The sequence below is a fragment of the Mariniflexile aquimaris genome (assembly GCF_042676825.1).
In the GTDB taxonomy this organism is placed as follows: Bacteria; Bacteroidota; Bacteroidia; order Flavobacteriales; family Flavobacteriaceae; genus Mariniflexile; species Mariniflexile aquimaris.
Map to the genome: position 1 here is coordinate 414,855 of NZ_JBHTIB010000012.1, position 20,586 is coordinate 435,440.

Sequence of the window (20,586 nt, forward strand, 5' to 3'; positions counted from 1 at the left end):
AAATTTAAAAGATATGGTACGTATAGGTATTTGGTTAGATAAAGAAAAAGCACATGTTGTAACACTTCATAATAATCAGGCGAATTTTGAAACCATTTTATCAAATGTTGAAACGAGTCGAGATGTTCCTGGTTCAGATATTCGATTAAAAGAAGGTTCAAAAGAGATTATTCAAGATAGTAAGTTTATGGAGCGCGAAAAGCAACAATTAAAAAAATATTTTAAAAACCTAGTTTCAGAAATTAAAGAGGTCGATAAGCTTGTATTATTTGGTCCAGCAGAAACAGCATTGAACTTTAAAAAAGAGTTAAATTCAAATTATAAAGAAATTAGTGCAAAATTAAGCGATGTTGTTAAAGCAGATAGTATGACCAATGCACAAATAGTGGCATGGGTAAAATCGTATTTTGATGCGAATTAACGTTTTAATATAAGTATTTAATACAAATTAAATTATCTTAGAGAATGCAACCATAATTTTATACAATATGAAAACAGAACTAAACTACATAAGCTTTAGCAGCAATAAATCGATTGAAGAATTAAGGTACATTTTATCTAATCATATCTCTAATTTAGAACATATAAAAGTAGAATTAGAGTTTTATAATAACTTGTTAGATAAACCTATTTATAAACCTGAGGTTAGAAATTTATTTGAAAAACTCGATGGTTTTAAAAATGAGATAAATTTAATAATTGAAAAGCATATGGTATTTTTAAACAATCAGCTCTATGCACATTTAAATAGTGTTAAAAACAAAATAGAGTGCGATGATGTTGCCTGTGATAATTTTTTTATTTCGGAGCATGAAGCTTTAGATTTGGAAGTTTTTAACTTTTATAAAGAGGTAAATGACTTAAAATCTAGATTATTTCCGTTTGTTTTAAGTGTTTTAAATGATTAGTACGTGTTGATAAGTTGATGCTCTAAATTACTGGCGCACTGATGGATATCATTGTAAAAGCTGGTTTTGGTAATTATATTTGGTCTAGAAAAAATGTTTAACCTAATATATTAATATCATGACAACACTAATGAAACGCAAAAAAAGAAAAGTGGCGTCACCTTTCGAAAACAAATTATTAACTCCATGGAGTAATAATTTATTAAGACCTTGGAATAGCAGGTTGTTTCACTCTAATTTCGACGATTTAAATAGTTTATTAAAATTTGATACTATTTTTAAAGACGATTTTATAGAAGATGAAAGCCTTATGCCAGCTATGAATGTCATGGAACACAAAGAAGATTTTGAAATTGAATTAGCGGTTCCAGGATTTGATAAAAAAGATTTTGAAGTTGAAATAGAAAATGATGTACTTCATATTTCTGGTGAAAAAGAATTAGAAAAAGAAGAAAAAGAAGATGATTATTCTCGAAAAGAGTTTAGTTACAAATCGTTTAAAAGATCTATGATTCTTCCAACTTCAGTTAATCTAGACGAAAAAGTTAAAGCGTCTTACAAAAATGGAATTTTGAAAATTAAACTTCTAAAAAAAGAAGAAAGCATCAAAAAAGAAAATCCAAAAAAAATTGTTGAAATTCAATAATTAGAGTAATTCCTTTAACAACAGAAGTGCTATTTAACAAAATAGCACTTCTGTTTTTTTATATACCCAAGTAAATTATAAATACCTGAATTGCAACCATTCAAACACATGAAGTATTCAAAATAATGGCTAAAATTTATAATAAATAAGTATACTTTTTAATGTTTTTGAGCTGAGTAATCATCTGTTTAAATAGCTTTTTTTAAATAAATATATTCGATGTAATGCAATAGTAAAATTATACTCTGGCATAGTAATTGTTTATTCTTGAATTAATTGTCAAAAAAATAAAAACCATTTAAAAATTAAGTGCAACCGATTTCGTGTAGGTTAACACTTACGGTTTTTAAAAAAATCGATAAAAAAAATAAAATATACGACAAAATGCTTGTTTTTCACGATAAATTACATAAATTTGCCGTACAACCCTTAAATCTATGACATGAAAATGCGAATTATTTTTCTCAGTATTTGTTTTTTATTAATATCAAATGTCAGTTTCTCTCAAAAAAAGAACGATGCCAAAAGTATAATCAGTTCTAAGGTAGCTATTAAAAAGTACCATTATAAGGACGAATTAGAGAACATGCAAAAAGGAGAGTTGTTGAGTCTTTATATGGAGCGGATAGATATTTTAATTAAAACATTGCCTTACATTGCTTTTGCTAGAATGCCCGGTGTTACGATGGCAGATTTGGGTATTCCTGATACAAATGATAATAATAAAGCATTACAAAACCAGTTTGATGCTACAGATTCATTTCTAAAAACAACAATTGAATTTCAAGAAAAAATGTTGCCGTATTCAGATAAACGAAATTTAGTGGCGGCTATTTTATTCTATGAAGAAACTATGAAATCCCTCTACATTTATAGTGAATTCAATTAATTTATATTAAATATTTTTTCCCTTAATGGAATTGAAACATATAAGTAACATTATATGTGGAAGTCATTTTTTAACAAAAATTAATTTTTAATCCATGAAATTATTAAGATAGTTAAGTGTAAGCTTTGCTATGCTTATTAATTAAAAAAGTGAAGTAGTATTATTGTTCAAGTTTGTGCATTTCATCGAATTAATTTGCATTTGATAGAATTAAATTCTAGATTTGAGCGTTATATGAAAGAATATTAACAATTAATTTTTACATAATGAAAAACTTTACGCAACTAGCATGGATATTCTTATTCTTAGTGGGGACTATTAGTGCGCAACAAGAAAAAGGAATTGTTGGTACCAATAACTGGCTTAACAATTGGACAGAATTTAATCCGAGCCGCATGAGTTACGGAGAACCTACCCAGATCTTAACAGGTAGTATTACAAAAGATACCAAATTACTTAAAAAACATGTATACTTATTAATGGGAAGTGTATTTGTAACTAATTACGCTACACTTACTATTGAACCTGGAACCGTTATTATTGGCGATTACGAATCTAAAGGATCGTTAACTATTACTAAAGGTGCAACAATTATAGCAGATGGTTTAGAAACCGACCCTATAGTTTTTACATCTAATAGAAGTGTTAAACGCGCTGGAGATTGGGGAGGTATATTTTTACTTGGCGATGCTCCTACTAATAAATTTGGAAATGGTTCTGTGTCATCTTATCACGCAGTTATAGATCCTCAAACTTATGCTTATACTAATTATGGTGGAAAAGACCCGAACTGTAGTTCTGGAATTTTAAGATATGTAAGAATTGAATACGCCGGAAAAAGATTAAAAGGTGGTGGAAATTTTAGTGGTTTATTTCTTGCCGCGGTAGGTAGCAAAACAGTTTTCGAAAACGTTATGGTAAGTTATTGTGCCGGAGATTCTTTCGAGGTTTGGGGTGGCGCCGTTAATATTGAAAAAGCAGTATCATACAGATCGAACTGTAACGATTATAAATTCAATTTCGGAACAAAAAGTCAATTAATAAACTCATTAGCAATAAGATCGCCCTATATATCAAGTAGAAACGGCTCAAGAAGTCTTCAGGTTGTTTCATACGATAATAAAGAAGAGGTAGATTTCACAAAAGATGGAACGTCGTTAATTGCCAAAAACGTAACCTTACTAACAGACAGTAAAAACCTTAAAATGGATATGCAAATGGGGTTGGTTAAAGAAGCTGTGTACGTAGGTCAAAATACAATGTTCGAAATGAGCAGAAGTGTAATCTCTGGATTCGTTCCTGCGGTAATTTTAGATAGCAAAATTCAAATAAATGAATCAAATTTAGAAAAAATAAAATTCGACAATATGTTTTTCAATAATTGCGAAGGAAACATTTTTGTTGAAAACGATAGCAATAACCTCGATTTAGAGAATTGGTACGGAAATAGTTCCTTTTTTAATGTGTATTCTAAAGGCAGTAATTCTGAAACATTTATTGATTCACAGAATGATAAAAAACCCGATTTTAGATTGCGAATTAATAAAATAATTGCGGCAGCAAATAATGATATAGAGCGCGAATAAGTCTAGGTTAAATAAAGTAACAATATAGATAAGGTGGATGAATACGAAATGTATTCGAAGCTTTCTTAAAAACTCTCATGAAGTAGAGTTTGGATGTCTATTAAAAAATAAAGGCAGTAGTACGATTAGTAATTTAAAATTCTGAGAATACGTTAGAATTATAAATTGTTTCTAGAAAATTTATTTACCAATGAAAATAAAAAATTTAATGAGAAACTTTACATTCATAATTGTTATTATTATATGTTTTACTAACAGCGTAAATGCGCAATTAGTTATTGGTAATCCAAGTTTGGGGTTTACACAAGCATGTGCAGGTCCTTCTTTTAATACCTATAACGTAACATTTACGTTTACACCTCCAGCCGCATTAAGTCCATCAAATCAGTTTATTATTGAATTGTCGGATGCTACAGGAAGTTTTGCAAGCGCTACAACAGTTTTTACTTCTGCAGCCGGAGCAGTAATTACATCGCCAGCAACTTTAGCGTTTTCTCTACCGCAAACTACTGGTGGAGAAGCTTATAGGGTAAGAGTAAAAAGCACATCACCAGTAGCAACTAGTGGAAGTTCGGTAGCTTTTGCAGCCTATTATAAAATTCAAGATTCGCCGTTTTCAATTAATAATTTAATTTCTACAGCGCAGTATTGTAGCGGTAGCAGTTATTTGCTTACCATAGACAATCCAGGAACAGGAACGAACGATTCACCTTTAAAATATCCATCACTTACATTTAACTGGTATAAAGAAACAAGTCCAACAACATCTGTTTTTGTGGCATCAGGTTCTAGTTTGGCAGTAAGTGAACCAGGAGTTTATTTTGTTAAAACAAATTATGGCTCTTGTACTTCAGATTCATATTCGAATAGAGTAACTGTAAGTATGTCGACATCAGGAGTCACTACTTCCATAAATTCTAGTTTAGGAAACCCATATTGCGCAGGCGATGGTGCAACAACATTAAGTTGTATTAGTGGTAACAGTTATCAATGGTTTAAAAATGGTACGGCTATAACTGGTGCAACAAATCAGTCTTATGTAACAAATGAGGCTGGTAATTATTCGGTTAATGTCAATTTAGGAAGCTGTAGTGCAAGTGGTTCTATCGATCTTGAAAATAATGACATTACGAGCAGCATCGATGTCTCAGAAACTAATACCATAATAGATGGAGAAAGTTTAATTGCGACTGTAAGCACAGATGCGGTTAGTCCAGATTTTAAATGGTATTTTAATGATGGATTAATACCAGAAGCGACCAGTAATTCTTACGAAGCAAGCGTAGAAGGAAATTATAAAGTTGTTATAACCCAAACATCGGGTTGTGCCGTGTCAGATGAGTTTCTTTATTCATTAACCATCAACGAACCATTTCCAGATGTAGCGGAAATCCCAAATTTAATTAGCCCGAACAACGATGGTATCAACGACACTTGGATAATACCTCAAGCATATGTAAAAGATACAAACACTGAAGTCGTGATAATGAATTCTAGAGGCGAAGTAGTGTTTCGTACCAACAATTACTTAAACAATTGGCCAGAAAACCCAATAGATTTTAAAAATATAAACCCAGTTTATTATTATATCATTACAACACAAAATAATACAACTAAAAAAGGCTCCATTACGGTTGTCAAATAACATGAAAATCTCTCATTTACATATAGTTTTATTTTTATTAATCACGCCGCTGCTTTACTCGCAAGACGATGGAGTTGTTGCAGTGGAATTACCCGTTAGGAATTCATTGAAATTTAATAAATATGCTATAAACCCTACGTTTAGCTTTGTTAGAGAATCTAATAAATACTTAAGTTTCACTAATAAAAAACAATGGGTGCAATTTGAAAACGCTCCAGAAACCTATTTATTTAGTTATTCAGGAAGATTCAGAGAAAACTCAGGTATTGGTATTGGGCTATTTCAACAAAATTATGGTGTTCTTTCAAGTTTTGGTGGTGTATTAAACTATGCTCAAAATGCGGTAATTAATAGAGATAGTAATTTAACCTTCGGATTAAATGTAGGTTTTTATCAAAGCGGAATAAATGACGGAAATGTAGTTACAAATTATCCAGATCCATCTTTAGATAACGTTGAAAAAAATTCATTAATAACAATAACTCCAGGGATTAACTACGGAACAGCGAATCTAGATTTTGGTGTGTCTCTTAATAATATTGTGCTTTATAATTTAAAAACTTCAGAAATTATAGAAGACAATCCCCAACAAAATATACAAGCCCATGTTATGTACACTGGTTATATGATGAGTCGAGGATTTTTAGATCAAAGTAAATTTTCCGGCTTAGTGCGTTCTGAATTTAGTAAAGAAAATACAACCGTTTCAGGAATATTGATGCTAACCATTCCAAAAGGTATTTGGACTCAAGTGGGTTATAATTCTTTATATGGAGCTTCGGCTGGATTAGGATTAAATATAAGTAATAATATTGCTATTGAGTATAATTTTGAAAAGGCCATAGGTGATTTAGCAAGTTTTGGAACTTCGCACGAAATTACATTGGCGTACAAGTTTAATAATAATGAAAATTATATTTATAATGATGATTTAGGCGACGAAGGAGCCTTAATTCAACCATCCAAAAAAACAAATCGTGTCGTTGCGAAACCAAAGAGCAATGTTGTTAAGAAACCAGATACAAATGCCAAAGCTAAATTAGCTGCAGATCAAGCTAAGGCCAAAGAAGATGCCGAAGCCAAAGCCAAGGCAGAACAAGAAGCATTATTAAAAGTAGTAGAGGATGCTAAGGCTAAAGCAGACGCCAAAGCGAAAGCCGATGCGGATGCTAAGGCGAAATTAGCGGCAGAGGCCAAAGCGAAAGCAGATGCTGAAGCTAAAGCGAAAACGGATGCCGAAGCTAAAGCCAAAGCAGAGCAAGAAGCGCGATTAAAAGTAGTAGAAGCAGCTAAAGCTCGAGCAGAAGCAAAAGCTAAGGCCGATGAAGCCGCAAGAATTAAATTAGCAGAAGAACAAGCTAAGGCAAAAGCCGATGCAGAAGCTAAAGCGAAATTAGCAGCCGAGGCAAAAGCAAAAGCAGATGAAGAAGCCAAAGCCAAATTAGCAGCAGAAGCTAAAGCGAAAGCAGATGCGGATGCTAAGGCGAAATTAGCAGCAGAGGCCAAAGCGAAAGCAGATGCTGAAGCCAAAGCCAAATTAGCAGCAGAAGCTAAAGCGAAAGCAGATGCGGATGCTAAGGCGAAATTAGCAGCAGAGGCCAAAGCGAAAGCAGATGCTGAAGCCAAAGCCAAATTAGCAGCAGAAGCTAAAGCGAAAGCAGATGCGGATGCTAAGGCGAAATTAGCAGCAGAGGCCAAAGCGAAAGCAGATGCTGAAGCCAAAGCCAAATTAGCAGCAGAAGCTAAAGCGAAAGCAGATGCGGATGCTAAGGCGAAATTAGCAGCAGAGGCCAAAGCGAAAGCAGATGCTGAAGCCAAAGCCAAATTAGCAGCAGAAGCTAAAGCGAAAGCAGATGCGGATGCTAAGGCGAAATTAGCAGCAGACGCCAAAGCGAAAGCAGATGCAGAAGCCAAAGCCAAATTAGCAGCAGAAGCTAAAGCGAAAACGGATGCCGAAGCTAAAGCCAAAGCAGAGCAAGAAGCGCGATTAAAAGTAGTAGAAGCAGCTAAAGCTCGAGCAGAAGCAAAAGCTAAGGCCGATGAAGCCGCAAGAATTAAATTAGAAGAAGAACAAGCTAAGGCAAAAGCCGATGCAGAAGCCAAAGCCAAATTAGCAGCAGAAGCTAAAGCAAAAGCCGATGCAGAAGCGAAAGCTAAAGCCGATGAAGCCGCTAGATTAAAATTAGCGGAAGAGCAAGCTAGAGCGAAGGCCGATGCAGAAGCTAAAGCCAAATTAGCAGCCGAGGCAAAAGCAAAAGCCGATGCAGAAGCGAAAGCTAAAGCCGATGAAGCCGCTAGATTAAAATTAGCGGAAGAGCAAGCTAAAGCGAAAGCAGCTGAAGAAGCAAGATTAAAATTAATAGCCGAGGCAAAAGCTAAAGCAGACACAGAAACTAAAGCAGTAGATACAAATGTTCCTTTTGATAAAAGTGAAATTTCAAAAGATTCTCAATTAGAGCATGATAAATTATTATTGAAGTTAATTGAAACAGTCGAAGTTAAAAGACAAGATCTTAAGCTATTAAAAGAAGAGAACGATTTAAGCGAAAAAGGCATTGTTACAAAGCCAAGACCATTTAAAAGTATAACTGCCGAAAATATGGCCTTAGAGGCATTAAAAGCAGACATTGACGAGGTGATCAAAGCACAAAATTTACGAATCGCCGAACTTGAAAGACTATATAGAGAAAGAGCTGGAAATAATTCTGACTCAGAAGATAATATTAGAATGATTTATTTAGATGAAATAGAAATAATAAAGAAAAATAGATCGAAAACAGTTCGTGCTAAAGCAAGCTTAGTCAATGAAATAGCAGAAATTAATAAAGCTACTGAGATTGAAAGAAATAGACGAATTAGACGTGCGCTGTATGATAATGAACAGGACAGATATAAGAAAGATCAGTTTGCATTGAATGAAATTAGACAAAATACGCCACTTAGTTCAACACCATTAAAAGAGAGTGACTTTGATTTTGGTGAGACGCGTACTAATAGCATTCAAATATTAAAAGATGTTAAGAATGTAGAAAATGGTTATTATATAGCAGTAGCAGTTCATAGTGATGTAGAAAAACGAGATGAATTTTTAACAAAAGCTGTAGCAGCTGGACAGAAGAATATTAATTTCTTCTACGATGTTAATACCAGTAAATACTATATTTATTACGAAAAGTTTAGCGATATAGAAGCTGCTCAAAAAGCATTACAAGCACAAGGAAGTTTGCCGTATAATGGAAAAATGTCTATGATTAAGATTGAAAATCCATAACAGATTTTAAAGAATTAGATTCATTAACTTAGTCTGTATTACATGGTAAATCATAATCAGATAGTTTTTAATAAATTAGAAACAATAACTAAAAAAGGGTTCTCAATATTGAGAACCCTTTTTGGTTTTAAAGTATTAAATTATTGAAACCAGTAAAATAATTCCTCTAGAATTTTGATTTTCGATAAAATGCTTGATTCTATCGACAACGTGTTTTGTTTGCGTTAAATGTTAAGTCAGAACATTCCTTATTAGAAAAAATTTCACGATATTTATAACGTTTAAAAACCATGTTGTTAGACAAAATGCAAATGGTGTAATAATATACGTATAAATATGAAATGATAATTAACAAGTGCTATTTCGTTTTTCAGCCCCAAGTTAAAAGAAATACTAAAAATAGTCGCTATGAACAAAACTACTTATTCAAAAATTCTTTTTACCATCTTGATGCTCTTCGTGGGCCATCAATTTTTTGCTCAAAATCTTGTCCCTTTTAATCCTAGATACGATCAAGCAATAAAAGGAGACATACTTTTGATAGGAAACAGTAACGTAGGATTACATATTTCAGATCCTTATAATGGTAATGCTACAAACGACCAGGTTAATGCGGCCGTTTATGTAGATATAGATGGGGATGCTAGTACATTTAATTCTAGTAGTGCCGATTTAGATGTGCCAAACGATGTAAACTGTTATAAAATTGTTTATGCCGGTTTGTACTGGAGTGCCGTTGTAAATGGCACAACTCCAATGTCTAATATAAAATTTAAAGTCCCTGGAGGTTCTTATTTAGATATTACAGGAACTCAGATATATTTTCAAAATGCGGCGAGCAATAACAATTCGAACTCGTATGCATATTATCACGATGTAACTAGCTTGTTAACGGCTTTACCAAATCCTGAAGGGACATATTCGGTTGCGAATATTTCGTCGTTAGTGGGACCTAAACCAAATGCTGAAGGACTTTCGGCGGGTTGGTCGTTATTCGTTGTTTATGAAGATCCACTTTTACCCAGTAAATACATAACCTCGTTTGATGGTTTTACAAAAATCACCAGTACAATAAACGAGACATTCCCTGTTTCTGGTTTTACAACGATACCTGTTGGTCCTGTTCGTGCAAAATTCGCTTTTAGTACTATAGAAGGCGATAGAGGTTATACCGGAGATTATTTAAGACTTAATGGTAGTACTATTAGTGCCACAAACAATGCAGGTACCGTAATACGTCCTGGAAACAACTTTTTTAATAGTACAGTTTCTATAATAGATCCACTAACAAATACACCAGAAATTTTTACAGCACGAAATCCTAATGGATCTAATACACTAGGTTTTGATGCCGGAATTATCAATATTCCAAACGCAGGAAACTCGGTGATAGCGAATGGCGCAACCACCGCTAGCATAAGTTTGGGTAGTAATTTAGATATTTACTATTATTATTTTAGTGCCTTTGCTATTGAAATTATCGCACCTAATATGGTGCTTACTAAAATTGTTCAAGATACGGCTGGAAATGATATTGGCGGGCAATTAGTAGATCTTGGAGATCAGTTAAATTATATTATCGGATTTCAAAATACAGGAAATGATGATGCTACAGATCTTACAATTAGAGATATCTTACCAACTAATATTGTCTTTAATTATCCTGCAGATATCATTTCATTACCTACAGGTGTAACCGTTGATAGTTATAATCCTACTACCAGAGAAATCGTTTTTAGAGTAGATAAATCTGTTGTTGAAGTAAATGATCCTGTTTTAGAAATTCGTTTTAGAGTGACCGTTGTGGCTTCTTGTAGTTTATTGAGTGATGCTTGTTCTAATCTTATAAGTAATCAGGCGTATGCAACCTATAAAGGGACTATAAACCCTACCTTTACCATTTCAGACGATCCAAGTTATAGTAGTAACACAGGCTGTTTAATTACGCCAGGTGCTACCAATTTTTTAGCAGATCTTGATTGTTCTTTTACGGAAGATGTTATTTTGTGTGGCGCCAGTACGGTATTAACGGCTGGAAGTGGTTATGATGAGTATTCATGGTCAACAAGTCCATCAGGAACTCCAGTTATAGGGACAACTCGGTCTATTACTGTAACAACCCCAGGTACTTATTATGTTCATAACACAGCAATAGCACCTTGTCAGTCTATAGATCAGGTGTTTAACGTGATTACCTATGGGTATGGTGTAACAAATCCGGTTATTCCATTCGCAGATCAAGTTGTAACCTGTCCTAATAACGGAAAATCATTACCGAACATATTTTTATGTGGCGCTAACGATTCACGTTTAATTCAAACAGGAATTACCGATACAACTTCAATCATTTGGGAAAAATTAAATGAATCTAGTTGTACAGCTGTTACAAATTCTAATTGTGCCAACGAAAATGTTTCATGTACGTGGAACCAAGTTGGTACAGGACCAAACTTTAATGCTACAACTACGGGTCAATATCGATTAACATTAAATTATACAGGTGGCTGTTTTAATCAATTTTATTTTAATGTTTACACTAATTTATTAGTTCCAACAGCAACTTCAAGAGATATTATTTGTACAACACCTGGTCAAATTGTAGTAGGAGGTGTTCCTAGTGGTTATGAGTATAGTATTGATGGTGTAAACTATCAAACAAGTAATGTGTTTTCAATAAACACCCCAAATACATATTCTGTTTATGTAAGACAAATAGGTGTTTCGCCTAATCCTTGTATTTTCGGAGTGCCAGATGTTCAAATAAGACAAAGGAACTTTACGGTTTCCACAGCAATCACACAACCATATTGTAATAACGAAAAAGGAAGTATAAAACTATCGGCTAACGATGTACGTCCTCAATATTTTTATTCCGTTTACCAGGGGGCAACATTAATAAATAGCGTTGGTCCTGTAATGGAAAGTGATTATACGTTTGCAAACCTAAATCCAGGTACTTATACGGTTAATGTTTCGACAGAAGATGGCTGTGTTCATTCAGAAGATGTTGTAATTATTAATCCGCCACTTTTAACCGCGACCTCTGCGCTTACAAAACCATTAACATGTACAGATGGAGAAATTACAGTGTATCCGGTAGGAGGTACTCCACCATATTATTATTTTGTTAATAGTACCACAGAGTTTCAGTCAACACCAGTAATTACGGTTACAACGGCAGGTGTTTATAATATTACGGTAGTAGATTCCAACAACTGTTCAGCTCAAACATCAATTACTGTAAATGCAATTCCAGCACCTGATTTTAATATTTCTAGTACTAATGTTGTTTGTACTGATGCCAATCCTAATGGCACTATACATATAAATGTAACCAATGCACATGGTAATAGCCTTCAATATAGTATAGATAACGGGACTACATTTTATAATTCTCCAGTGTTTACAGGTCTTGCGTCTGGAAACTATAACGTTGTGGTGCAATATACCTATGGTACCGATGTATGTTTAACAACACCGCAACCAGTATCAATTATTGTTCCGCCAGATATTACAGGAATTGCCACTTTAACAACGCCATATACCTGTGTAAGCAATGGTATTATTACGGTGTCGGGAGTTTCAGGTGGTACTGCGCCATACACTTATAGTTTAGATGGCATTAATTTTCAAGCGGGACTTACTTTTTCTGGTTTAACGAATGGAACGTATGCAGTGACTATTAAAGACTCCAGCGGATGTACGTTTATTACGGCTCCTGTAATTATCAATCCTTTAGATCCGCCAACAGATTTAACGTTTAGTAATACGGCTTTAACCTGTCCTGCTAATACTTCTAATGTAACGCTTACAACTACCGGTGGCACAGGTCCTTTACAGTATAGAATAACGTCACCTGCAGCATTTACAACGGCTTATCAAGCTTCAAATGTATTTTCAGGCTTAGCTCCGAATACATATACATTTCAAGTGAAAGATGCCAACGATTGTGTTTATAGTGAATCTTTCACCATAGCACCATTGCCTCCAATTTCATTGAATACAGTTTTAACGAAAGATTTAGACTGTACCGCATCTCCAAATGCGACCATTACCGGAACCATTACGGGAGGAGTTGCACCATTTACCTATGCGGTTTCCATAAATGGTGGCGCGTATACAAATTTAGGAGCAACTGCTTCACCATTTACGTATTCGACTGCAGCTGCTGGAAATTATAGATTTCAAATTACCGATTCTAATGGATGTACGGCATTGTCTGGAACACAAACAGTGAATGCCCTATCATTACCAGAAATAAGCGCCATATCTTCAACTCCAAATTTATGTAACGGAGATGCTAATGGTGCCATACAAGTCACTATTAATACCGCTGTTGGAACACCGCCGTTCACAATTAATGTAAATAATGATACGACAGGAACCAATTATGGTTCTCGTACCACAGGTTTGCCTGCAGGAAATTATACGGTTACTTTAACCGATTCTAAATCTTGTACCGATACAGCCACCATAACCATTAATCAACCAGGACCAATTAATGTTACGTATCATACTATTGATATTACTTGTACCGCATTAGGAGATTCTAAAGGGTCTGTAATTATTGATGGTGTAACCGGTGGAACTGCACCATATGACTATTATGTTACTGGTACCAACGGGTATTCAGATTTCGAGTTAAATGCTACAGGATCGACCTCTACAACTTTTGATGTAGTTGATTTTGGATTATATCAAATTAACGTGGTTGATGCGAACGGATGTTCTGTTTTAATACCAAACGTAAAAGTGGCATCACCGCCAAACGATTTAGATATTACAATATCTGCAACGGCCGATTGTACTTTAGGTGGAGAAGCACTTGTGAGTATTGGCACAACTCTGGCAAGCGTTGGACCATTCTATTTTGATATTTATAGAGGATTTATACCAGCAGCACCTCCGGGAGGTACTTGGTTGGCAGAATCCCCAGCTGGAAGCAAACAAGTTACTTTTACAGGTTTGATTCCTGGAGTTACCTATACATTTATGGTTTATGATTCGCATACGGGTTGTAGTTATTATGAAACTGCGACATTACCAATTCCAACAAATTCAACGTTAACCGCAGATGCGTTAACTTCTAACAATATTACCTGTGTTGGAAGTGCCGACGGCAATGTATCCTTTAATGTTAATAGTATTTATGGAATTCCAACTAATGTTGATTATACTATTTTTGACTCTTTATCTTTAGTATCTACGGGAGTAACAGGCTCAGGAATTGTTCCCGCAGGTGGTACCTTATCTGTTACTAATTTAGGACCGCTTCCTTTCGGCAATTATTTTGTCTTAATATCCGAAACATCTGGTCCTAATGCTGGCTGTAGCGTCGTAACTGTGCCGTTTAATATTACGGAATCGGCATTAGATTTAAGTATAACTGCTTCGGTTATAAAAAATGCAAATTGTAATCCGAATTCGGGTGTGATTAGTGCCGTAGCTAAAGACGGTACTGCACCATATTTATATCAAATAACTACATCGGCAACGGCTCCATTAGCTACAGATCCTTCATGGGCATCTGCCAATACATTTAACGTGGATGCCAACAGTTATTATGTTCATGTTAAAGATGCTTACGGGTGTATAAAATCTACAGCAGTAGTGGTATTACCATCAGATCCGGCACCGGTTATTTCAGCTTCAGTAAGCAATCAATGTACTGTTACCGAAGGTAATTTTGAAATTGATGTAACTTTAGTAACTCCAGGAATGGCTCCTTATACCTTTAGTATTGATGGTGGTGCATTTCAAACACGCACAGCGCCATTTACTATAACCAATTTATCTTCTGGAACTCATACCATTGAAGTTAGAGACCTTAATGGTTGTGGCAATCTGATATCTGTTGATATCGCTCCAATATTAGGTGTATTACCTTCAGTTGATATAGTACCAACCTGTAACGATGATGATGGCGTTATAAGTGTTACAGGCACAGGCGGAACAGGTAGTTACTCTTATAGTATTAGTCCGAACCCAGCATCTATTACATTAGCTGGTAATGTGTTTTCAGGTGTGCCTTCGGGAACTTATACCATTACTTTAACAGATGTGAACACCTTATGTACAGCAGATGTAACTATTGTAGTACCAGCGACTACACCACCAACAGTAACCACAACGCCAACAACGGCAGTAACTTGTTTTGGTGATAATAATGGCGCATTTCAATTAAATATTGCTGGTTATTCAGGACCATATACTTATGAAGTTTTCAATAGTTCAGGAGCGTCTGTGAGTGGAGTTGTAGCGGCTAATACGTCAACAAATCCACAAATCATAACAGGAATGCTTGCAGGAAGTTATACTGTGGTGGTAACCGAAACGGCGAGTCCATTTTGTTCTACAACATCTAACGTAGTAACTATTGCATCGCCTCCTTCAGCTTTAACCTTGACTCTTTCTGAGACCTCCAATGTAACTTGCGATAATGATAAAGGAACGATAACTGCCATCGCTAGTGGTGGTTGGGGAACTTACGAATATGAATTAACAGGTGCAGCAAACGTAAATTATTCAAGCAATGGAACATTCAGAAACTTATCGGCTGGAACTTATACCGTTAATGTAAGAGATGCAGCAGGTTGTATTGCTTCTGATACGATTACACTTGTGATTCCACCTCCAATAAATGCCACAGTATCGGCTAGTACTTCAATAGTATCTTGTTTTGGAGATTCTAATGCAACCATTACGGTAAGTAGTGTTACAGGAGGCAATGGTAGCAACTATTCTTATACGCTTAATATGATTGCTCCAACGAGCACATCATCAGGTCCTCAAAGTTCACCTGTATTTACAGGATTGGGTGCAGGAACTTATAATGTAACGGTTGTTGATGGGTATAATTGCTCGTTTAATTCACCCAATATTACAATAAATGAACCAACCCAGGTTCAAGCAAGCTTGGTAAAAGCAAGTTCGCAAACATGTACCACGAGTACAACACTTATTTTAAGCGCCACGGGAGGCACGGGTCCATATACTTACAGCGACACGGCATCTTTTGCTAACATATTAGGAACGTTTGCAACCTCATCGGCACCAATTTCGGTGGCACCAGGTACATATATGTATTATGTGAGAGATGTAAATGGATGTGTAGCTAATGTTTCAAACCAAATAAAAGTAGATCCGCTGCCAACCTTAACCATTAATTTAGACGTGACAAATGCCGTTATAAATTGTGCAGGTGATAGCACAGGTGTTATTGTGGCAACAGCTCAAGGTGGTTTAGGCAGTTATGTGTATACCTTACAAGACACATCTGGAAACAATATTCCAGCAACACAAAGTAGTCCTGGAGTGTTTACAAATCTTCCTGCGGGAACATATCAAGTTCGAGTTGATAGTGGAGACTGCTTAACAACAAGTGCACAAATTCCAATTACACAACCGGCAGCGCCATTGTTAGTTAATTTCACGACCTCTAATGTGATATGTGCGGGAGCAGATAATGGCCGCTTAGAGATTAATGCATCTGGTGGAACTGGTATGATAAAATATGCTATTTCACCGCGATTAGATCAATTTTTTGAATCTTCAACATTCGAAAATTTAGCGCCTGGTACCTACGAAGTAGTAGTTCAAGATGAATTAGGTTGTTATGATACGTTTACTTTCACGATAACAGAACCGCTTCCTGTGGTATTATCAATTGTTCCAAACTCTATTATTCCAGAGGTTTGCGAAGGCGATATGGATGGTGAATTTAGTATTGATATTTCAGGTGGAAGTTTACCTTATAGCGTTGTTTTAGACGATATAAATGGCGTTTATACCATAGGTACAAATACACAAACACGATTTGACTTTACAGGTCTTAGCGGTGGCGATCATATCGTTTATATTAGAGATAATGTAGGTTGTGAAAGCGAATGGACGATCACATTCCCAGAATCAGTTAAAATTGATCCTGTTGCTGTGGTTGAATATGGCTGTACAGATAACATGTCGTCTAACAGCGTAACCGTAACCATTGATTCCAGTATAACAAATTCTTCTGATGTTGATTATTCATTAGATGGGGGAGCATATCAAGCCAGTAATATATTCTTGAATGTTGCACCTGGTTTAAATCATTTTATTGATGTGAGACACACCAACGGATGTATTAAACGCACCAATAATTTTGATATTGAAGGCTATCTTCCATTAACACTTACTATAAGTGATGGAGGCTTAAATGAAATCGTAGCTGTAGCAGCAGGTGGTTCTGGTGGCTATCAATACACCTTGAATGGTGAAGATTATGGAAGTACAAGTACATTCTTAATTTATAAATCTGGTGATTATACAGTTACCGTAACCGATAAGTATGGGTGTTTTGCAAGTGCTACCAGATATTTTGATTATGTAGATGTATGTATTCCTAATTATTTTACACCTGATGGAGATGGCGATCAAGACGAATGGGGACCAGGTTGTACTATTAATTACAGAGATTTGACTGTTGATATTTTTGACCGATACGGTCGTAAAATAGCAGTGTTACGCGTGGGACAAAAATGGGATGGAAGATATCATGGCAAAGAACTTCCAACGGGAGATTACTGGTATGTGGTAAACCTAAATGATAAGAAAGATAAGCGCAGTTTTGTTGGTCATTTTACACTTTATAGATAATTAAAATGAAGTGATTATGTTTCGAGATTTTAAAAATAATTCAATGCGAAAACTAATAATTTATTTACTTCTTGTTACAATAGCTCAAGGTTATTGTCAGGAGTTGAATTTGCCAGTTTTTACGCAGCAATTGGCAGATAACGATTTTGTGGTATCTCCAACATACGCGGGTATTGGAGATAATTTAAAAATTAGAGCAAATGGCTTAACCCAATGGGTGGGCATTAAAGATGCACCAGATAACCAAAGTGTATATGCAGATTTTAGAATAGCCGACCAATCGGGTATTGGGTTTTCTTTGTATAACGACCGTAATGGAAATACCATACAAACAGGTGTAAAGTTTTCGTTTGCGCATCATATTATCATAGATTACTACTCACGTCAGTATTTATCGTTTGGTATATCTTATAATATCAATAATTTTAGAATTGATGTAGACAACTTTCAAAGTTATAACGAAACTACAGGTGTACCCATACCAACGACTATAACCGATGACAGAAGCACTTCTAATAATAATTTTGATGTAGGAATTCTGTACAGAAATAAAGGGTATTTCTTCAGTTTTAATGCAAATAATGTATTGGATAAAAAAATAGAATTTAATCGGGCATTAGAGCCCGATGCGCTTCTAAACTATCAAATTTATTCTGGTTACACGTTTAGAAGTAAAACTAAAAAAAGTGTTGAATTCGAGCCATCGGTTTACTATCAAATGTTTTCAAGTGATAATCGTTCAAGTACCGATGTCAATTTTAAATACAGAAAGTTTAATAGAAATGAAGATTATTTCTGGGCAGGAATATCATACCGTTTTCTTAATGACCAATTTTTTAAACCATTAAATATCGGACCCATGGCAGGCGTAAAAAAATCGAATTTTTATTTAGGGTATGCTTATCAGGTAACCATGAACGACTTGTCTAGTTATAATTCAGGAACACACGTTATTACCATCGGTTTAGACCTTTTACGAGGTATTAGTAACTGCCCATGTACACGAAGTCCGGTGCACGATTAGTATGCTTTAAGCCCGAAAAAATTACAAATTACAGAGCCTCAAATCTGTTTAATTTATTATTTAAATAAACAATGTCTTGTTTTAGAGTTTCAATCTGTTGTAATAAATGATGAATGGCATCTAAGCCCTCTAAATTTATTTCTAATTCGAAGTGCAAGCGAATTAATCTTTCTAAATCTTTAATTTGAGTTTCGTATAAATACTGGTTGTTATCTATAGTGATAATTTCTATAAGCTGAAAATCATGTAATTGCATAATAAATTGCGTTGGAATATTATGATGTACGCAAAGTTCTTTAATTGATATATATTGTTGTGATTCCATACTTAACGAAGTTTTTGCAATTCTTTGATTAACTCTTTTTCTTTCGAACTTAGATTTTTAGGGATTTTAATTTGATAGGTCACAAATAAATCGCCAAACACCCCTTCTTTTTTGTACTTAGGAAAGCCTTTATTTTTAAGCTTCACGGTTGTGCCATTTTGGGTTTCGGGTTTAATAGTAAGCTTTACTTTGCCATCAAAAGTATCTACTAGTTGTTCGCCACCTAATAAGGCTTTGTACAAATCTATATCTGCGGTGACATATAAGTTATCACCATCTCTTTTAAATTTTGTATGATTGGTTATAGAGAAATGAATAAACAAATCACCATTTGGACCACCGTTTATACCTTGACCACCATGACCTTTTATTTTAATAACCTGTCCGTTTTCTATCCCTGCCGGAATAGTAATTCTAATGTTTTTATTGTTTACCGTTAGGGTGCGTTTGTGGGTTTTATAAACGTCTTTTAAATCGAGATGTAATTCTGCATTAAAATCCTGTCCTCTAAATTTAATGTTTCTACCTTGAGAACGCGTTGATTTTCCGCCAAACATCGATTCGAAAAAATCGGAGTAATCGCTACCAGAAAAATCTCCAGAGCTTTGATATTGAGCTTGCCTTTGTTTTTGTTGTTGTTCCGCCTTTTTGTAAGCTTCGGCGTGTTGCCAGTTTTCACCATATTCATCATATTTTTTTCGATTTTCTGGGTCGCTCAAAACTTCATTAGCCTCGTTTATTTGTTTAAATTTTTTTTCGGCTTCTTTATCATTCGGATTTAAGTCTGGGTGGTATTTTCGTGCCAGCTTTCGGTAGGCTTTTTTAATCTCCTGTTCCGAAGCTGTTTTAGACACGCCCAATATGCTGTAATAATCTAAGAATGCCATAAGGTTCGTATTTTAAATTCAAAATATTATGTTACAATAACAGCCATTAATTAACCTATTAATTTACTCATTTTTCTTGTCAAATAAAATGATGTAAATCATAAAAACATATAACTTTTTATTCAAAAAATAATTGCAATACCATAACTATTTAGCTAATTCAATACTAAGTTTGGAAAGCATTATTAACTCCGATTTGTTTTGCCCAGAAAAGGCCGAAGTAATCATGGCTGCAGTTTTTAGAATTAAAGAGTTCATTTCTTCAGTAAAAAAGTATTTATGCTCGTTTTTATACGCTATAAATTCGTTAAAGCAAGTATCTGCATCGGGTTGCTCTTCTGCCAACCAATCAAAAACAATTTCAATCTGATACGCCGCATCCGATTTGTATTCATCTTCCGTAGCATCAACAGCAAGCCATTCGCTACTTACACATTCTTTTAAAGTTTTAAACTCTTCAGGGTGAACTACTTTATCGGCGGCGGCTATCGCGTAAAAAAGCTTAGCAACATTTTGATAGAAATTTATATTGAGATTTTTAAACATGACTTATATGTTTTTGTTTCTACTAAAGTTATTAAAATACAAGCAAATTAATTATGATTTATATCAGTCTTGCAAATTGATTGATACTTCATTATGGTATTTACCTTAATTCGTCTAGGGTGTTAATTGGACTTTAAAGTCTTGCTTTTTTTGGTGAAATTCAATGTGCTAATCTGTTGCGAAATATTCATAATCCTTTGTTAATACTGATATTAATCATATTTT

At 34.7% G+C, this 20,586-nt stretch carries 12 protein-coding genes; 9 read left to right on the plus strand and 3 right to left on the minus strand.

From position 1 onward, the window contains the following. Positions 1–13: 13 nt before the first annotated feature. The 9 genes from ACFQ0I_RS09845 (at position 14) to ACFQ0I_RS09885 (ending at position 18,603) form a co-directional block, all read left to right on the plus strand. Positions 14–421 (plus strand): hypothetical protein, encoded by a 408-nt coding sequence (locus ACFQ0I_RS09845; protein ID WP_379941752.1) that lies wholly within the window; start codon positions 14–16, stop codon positions 419–421. Positions 422–488: 67 nt separating this feature from the next. Continuing rightward, positions 489–908: a hypothetical protein gene (locus tag ACFQ0I_RS09850; RefSeq protein ID WP_379941755.1), complete on the plus strand. Its 420-nt coding sequence runs from the start codon at positions 489–491 to the stop codon at positions 906–908. A 130-nt stretch (positions 909–1,038) separates the two neighbouring features. Further along, on the plus strand, positions 1,039–1,554 hold the full coding sequence (locus ACFQ0I_RS09855) for an Hsp20/alpha crystallin family protein (RefSeq protein ID WP_379941757.1): 516 nt from the start codon (positions 1,039–1,041) through the stop codon (positions 1,552–1,554). 442 nt (positions 1,555–1,996) lie between these two features. Continuing rightward, the gene (locus ACFQ0I_RS09860; protein WP_379941759.1) at positions 1,997–2,443 is read left to right on the plus strand and encodes a hypothetical protein; all 447 of its coding nucleotides are present in this window, start codon (positions 1,997–1,999) and stop codon (positions 2,441–2,443) included. A gap of 266 nt (positions 2,444–2,709) precedes the next feature. Then, positions 2,710–4,029 carry a hypothetical protein gene (locus ACFQ0I_RS09865; RefSeq protein ID WP_379941762.1) on the plus strand — a complete coding sequence of 440 codons (1,320 nt, stop codon included), beginning with the start codon at positions 2,710–2,712 and terminating at the stop codon, positions 4,027–4,029. Positions 4,030–4,237: 208 nt separating this feature from the next. Beyond that, the gene (locus ACFQ0I_RS09870) at positions 4,238–5,674 is read left to right on the plus strand and encodes a T9SS type B sorting domain-containing protein (RefSeq protein WP_379941765.1); all 1,437 of its coding nucleotides are present in this window, start codon (positions 4,238–4,240) and stop codon (positions 5,672–5,674) included. Position 5,675: 1 nt separating this feature from the next. After that, a complete protein-coding gene (locus ACFQ0I_RS09875) occupies positions 5,676–8,945 on the plus strand; it encodes a PorP/SprF family type IX secretion system membrane protein (protein ID WP_379941767.1) in 3,270 nt (1,089 codons plus the stop codon). A gap of 408 nt (positions 8,946–9,353) precedes the next feature. Next, a complete protein-coding gene (locus ACFQ0I_RS09880) occupies positions 9,354–17,579 on the plus strand; it encodes a T9SS type B sorting domain-containing protein (RefSeq protein WP_379941769.1) in 8,226 nt (2,741 codons plus the stop codon). A gap of 43 nt (positions 17,580–17,622) precedes the next feature. Further along, a complete protein-coding gene (locus ACFQ0I_RS09885) occupies positions 17,623–18,603 on the plus strand; it encodes a PorP/SprF family type IX secretion system membrane protein (protein ID WP_379941771.1) in 981 nt (326 codons plus the stop codon). Positions 18,604–18,631: 28 nt separating this feature from the next. Here the strand turns inward: ACFQ0I_RS09885 and ACFQ0I_RS09890 are convergent, their stop codons facing one another. The 3 genes from ACFQ0I_RS09890 to ACFQ0I_RS09900 form a co-directional block, all read right to left on the minus strand. Beyond that, complete coding sequence (locus ACFQ0I_RS09890) at positions 18,632–18,928, minus strand: chaperone modulator CbpM (protein ID WP_379941773.1); 297 nt, start codon at positions 18,926–18,928, stop codon at positions 18,632–18,634. 2 nt (positions 18,929–18,930) lie between these two features. Further along, positions 18,931–19,815, minus strand: a complete 885-nt coding sequence (locus ACFQ0I_RS09895) for a DnaJ C-terminal domain-containing protein (RefSeq protein WP_379941775.1) — start codon at positions 19,813–19,815, stop codon at positions 18,931–18,933. A gap of 147 nt (positions 19,816–19,962) precedes the next feature. Beyond that, on the minus strand, positions 19,963–20,361 hold the full coding sequence (locus ACFQ0I_RS09900) for a hypothetical protein (protein ID WP_379941777.1): 399 nt from the start codon (positions 20,359–20,361) through the stop codon (positions 19,963–19,965). Positions 20,362–20,586: the final 225 nt, after the last annotated feature.

What these genes read in the sequence shown, in the direction of transcription:
- ACFQ0I_RS09865 (WP_379941762.1), top strand. Translation starts at nt 2,710, where the DNA reads ATGAAAAACTTTACGCAACTAGCATGGATATTCTTATTCTTAGTGGGG.
- ACFQ0I_RS09900 (WP_379941777.1), bottom strand. Translation starts at nt 20,361, where the DNA reads ATGTTTAAAAATCTCAATATAAATTTCTATCAAAATGTTGCTAAGCTT.
- ACFQ0I_RS09855 (WP_379941757.1), top strand. Translation starts at nt 1,039, where the DNA reads ATGAAACGCAAAAAAAGAAAAGTGGCGTCACCTTTCGAAAACAAATTA.
- ACFQ0I_RS09850 (WP_379941755.1), top strand. Translation starts at nt 489, where the DNA reads ATGAAAACAGAACTAAACTACATAAGCTTTAGCAGCAATAAATCGATT.
- ACFQ0I_RS09860 (WP_379941759.1), top strand. Translation starts at nt 1,997, where the DNA reads ATGAAAATGCGAATTATTTTTCTCAGTATTTGTTTTTTATTAATATCA.
- ACFQ0I_RS09870 (WP_379941765.1), top strand. Translation starts at nt 4,238, where the DNA reads ATGAGAAACTTTACATTCATAATTGTTATTATTATATGTTTTACTAAC.
- ACFQ0I_RS09895 (WP_379941775.1), bottom strand. Translation starts at nt 19,815, where the DNA reads ATGGCATTCTTAGATTATTACAGCATATTGGGCGTGTCTAAAACAGCT.
- ACFQ0I_RS09880 (WP_379941769.1), top strand. Translation starts at nt 9,354, where the DNA reads ATGAACAAAACTACTTATTCAAAAATTCTTTTTACCATCTTGATGCTC.
- ACFQ0I_RS09875 (WP_379941767.1), top strand. Translation starts at nt 5,676, where the DNA reads ATGAAAATCTCTCATTTACATATAGTTTTATTTTTATTAATCACGCCG.
- ACFQ0I_RS09845 (WP_379941752.1), top strand. Translation starts at nt 14, where the DNA reads ATGGTACGTATAGGTATTTGGTTAGATAAAGAAAAAGCACATGTTGTA.
- ACFQ0I_RS09885 (WP_379941771.1), top strand. Translation starts at nt 17,623, where the DNA reads ATGCGAAAACTAATAATTTATTTACTTCTTGTTACAATAGCTCAAGGT.
- ACFQ0I_RS09890 (WP_379941773.1), bottom strand. Translation starts at nt 18,928, where the DNA reads ATGGAATCACAACAATATATATCAATTAAAGAACTTTGCGTACATCAT.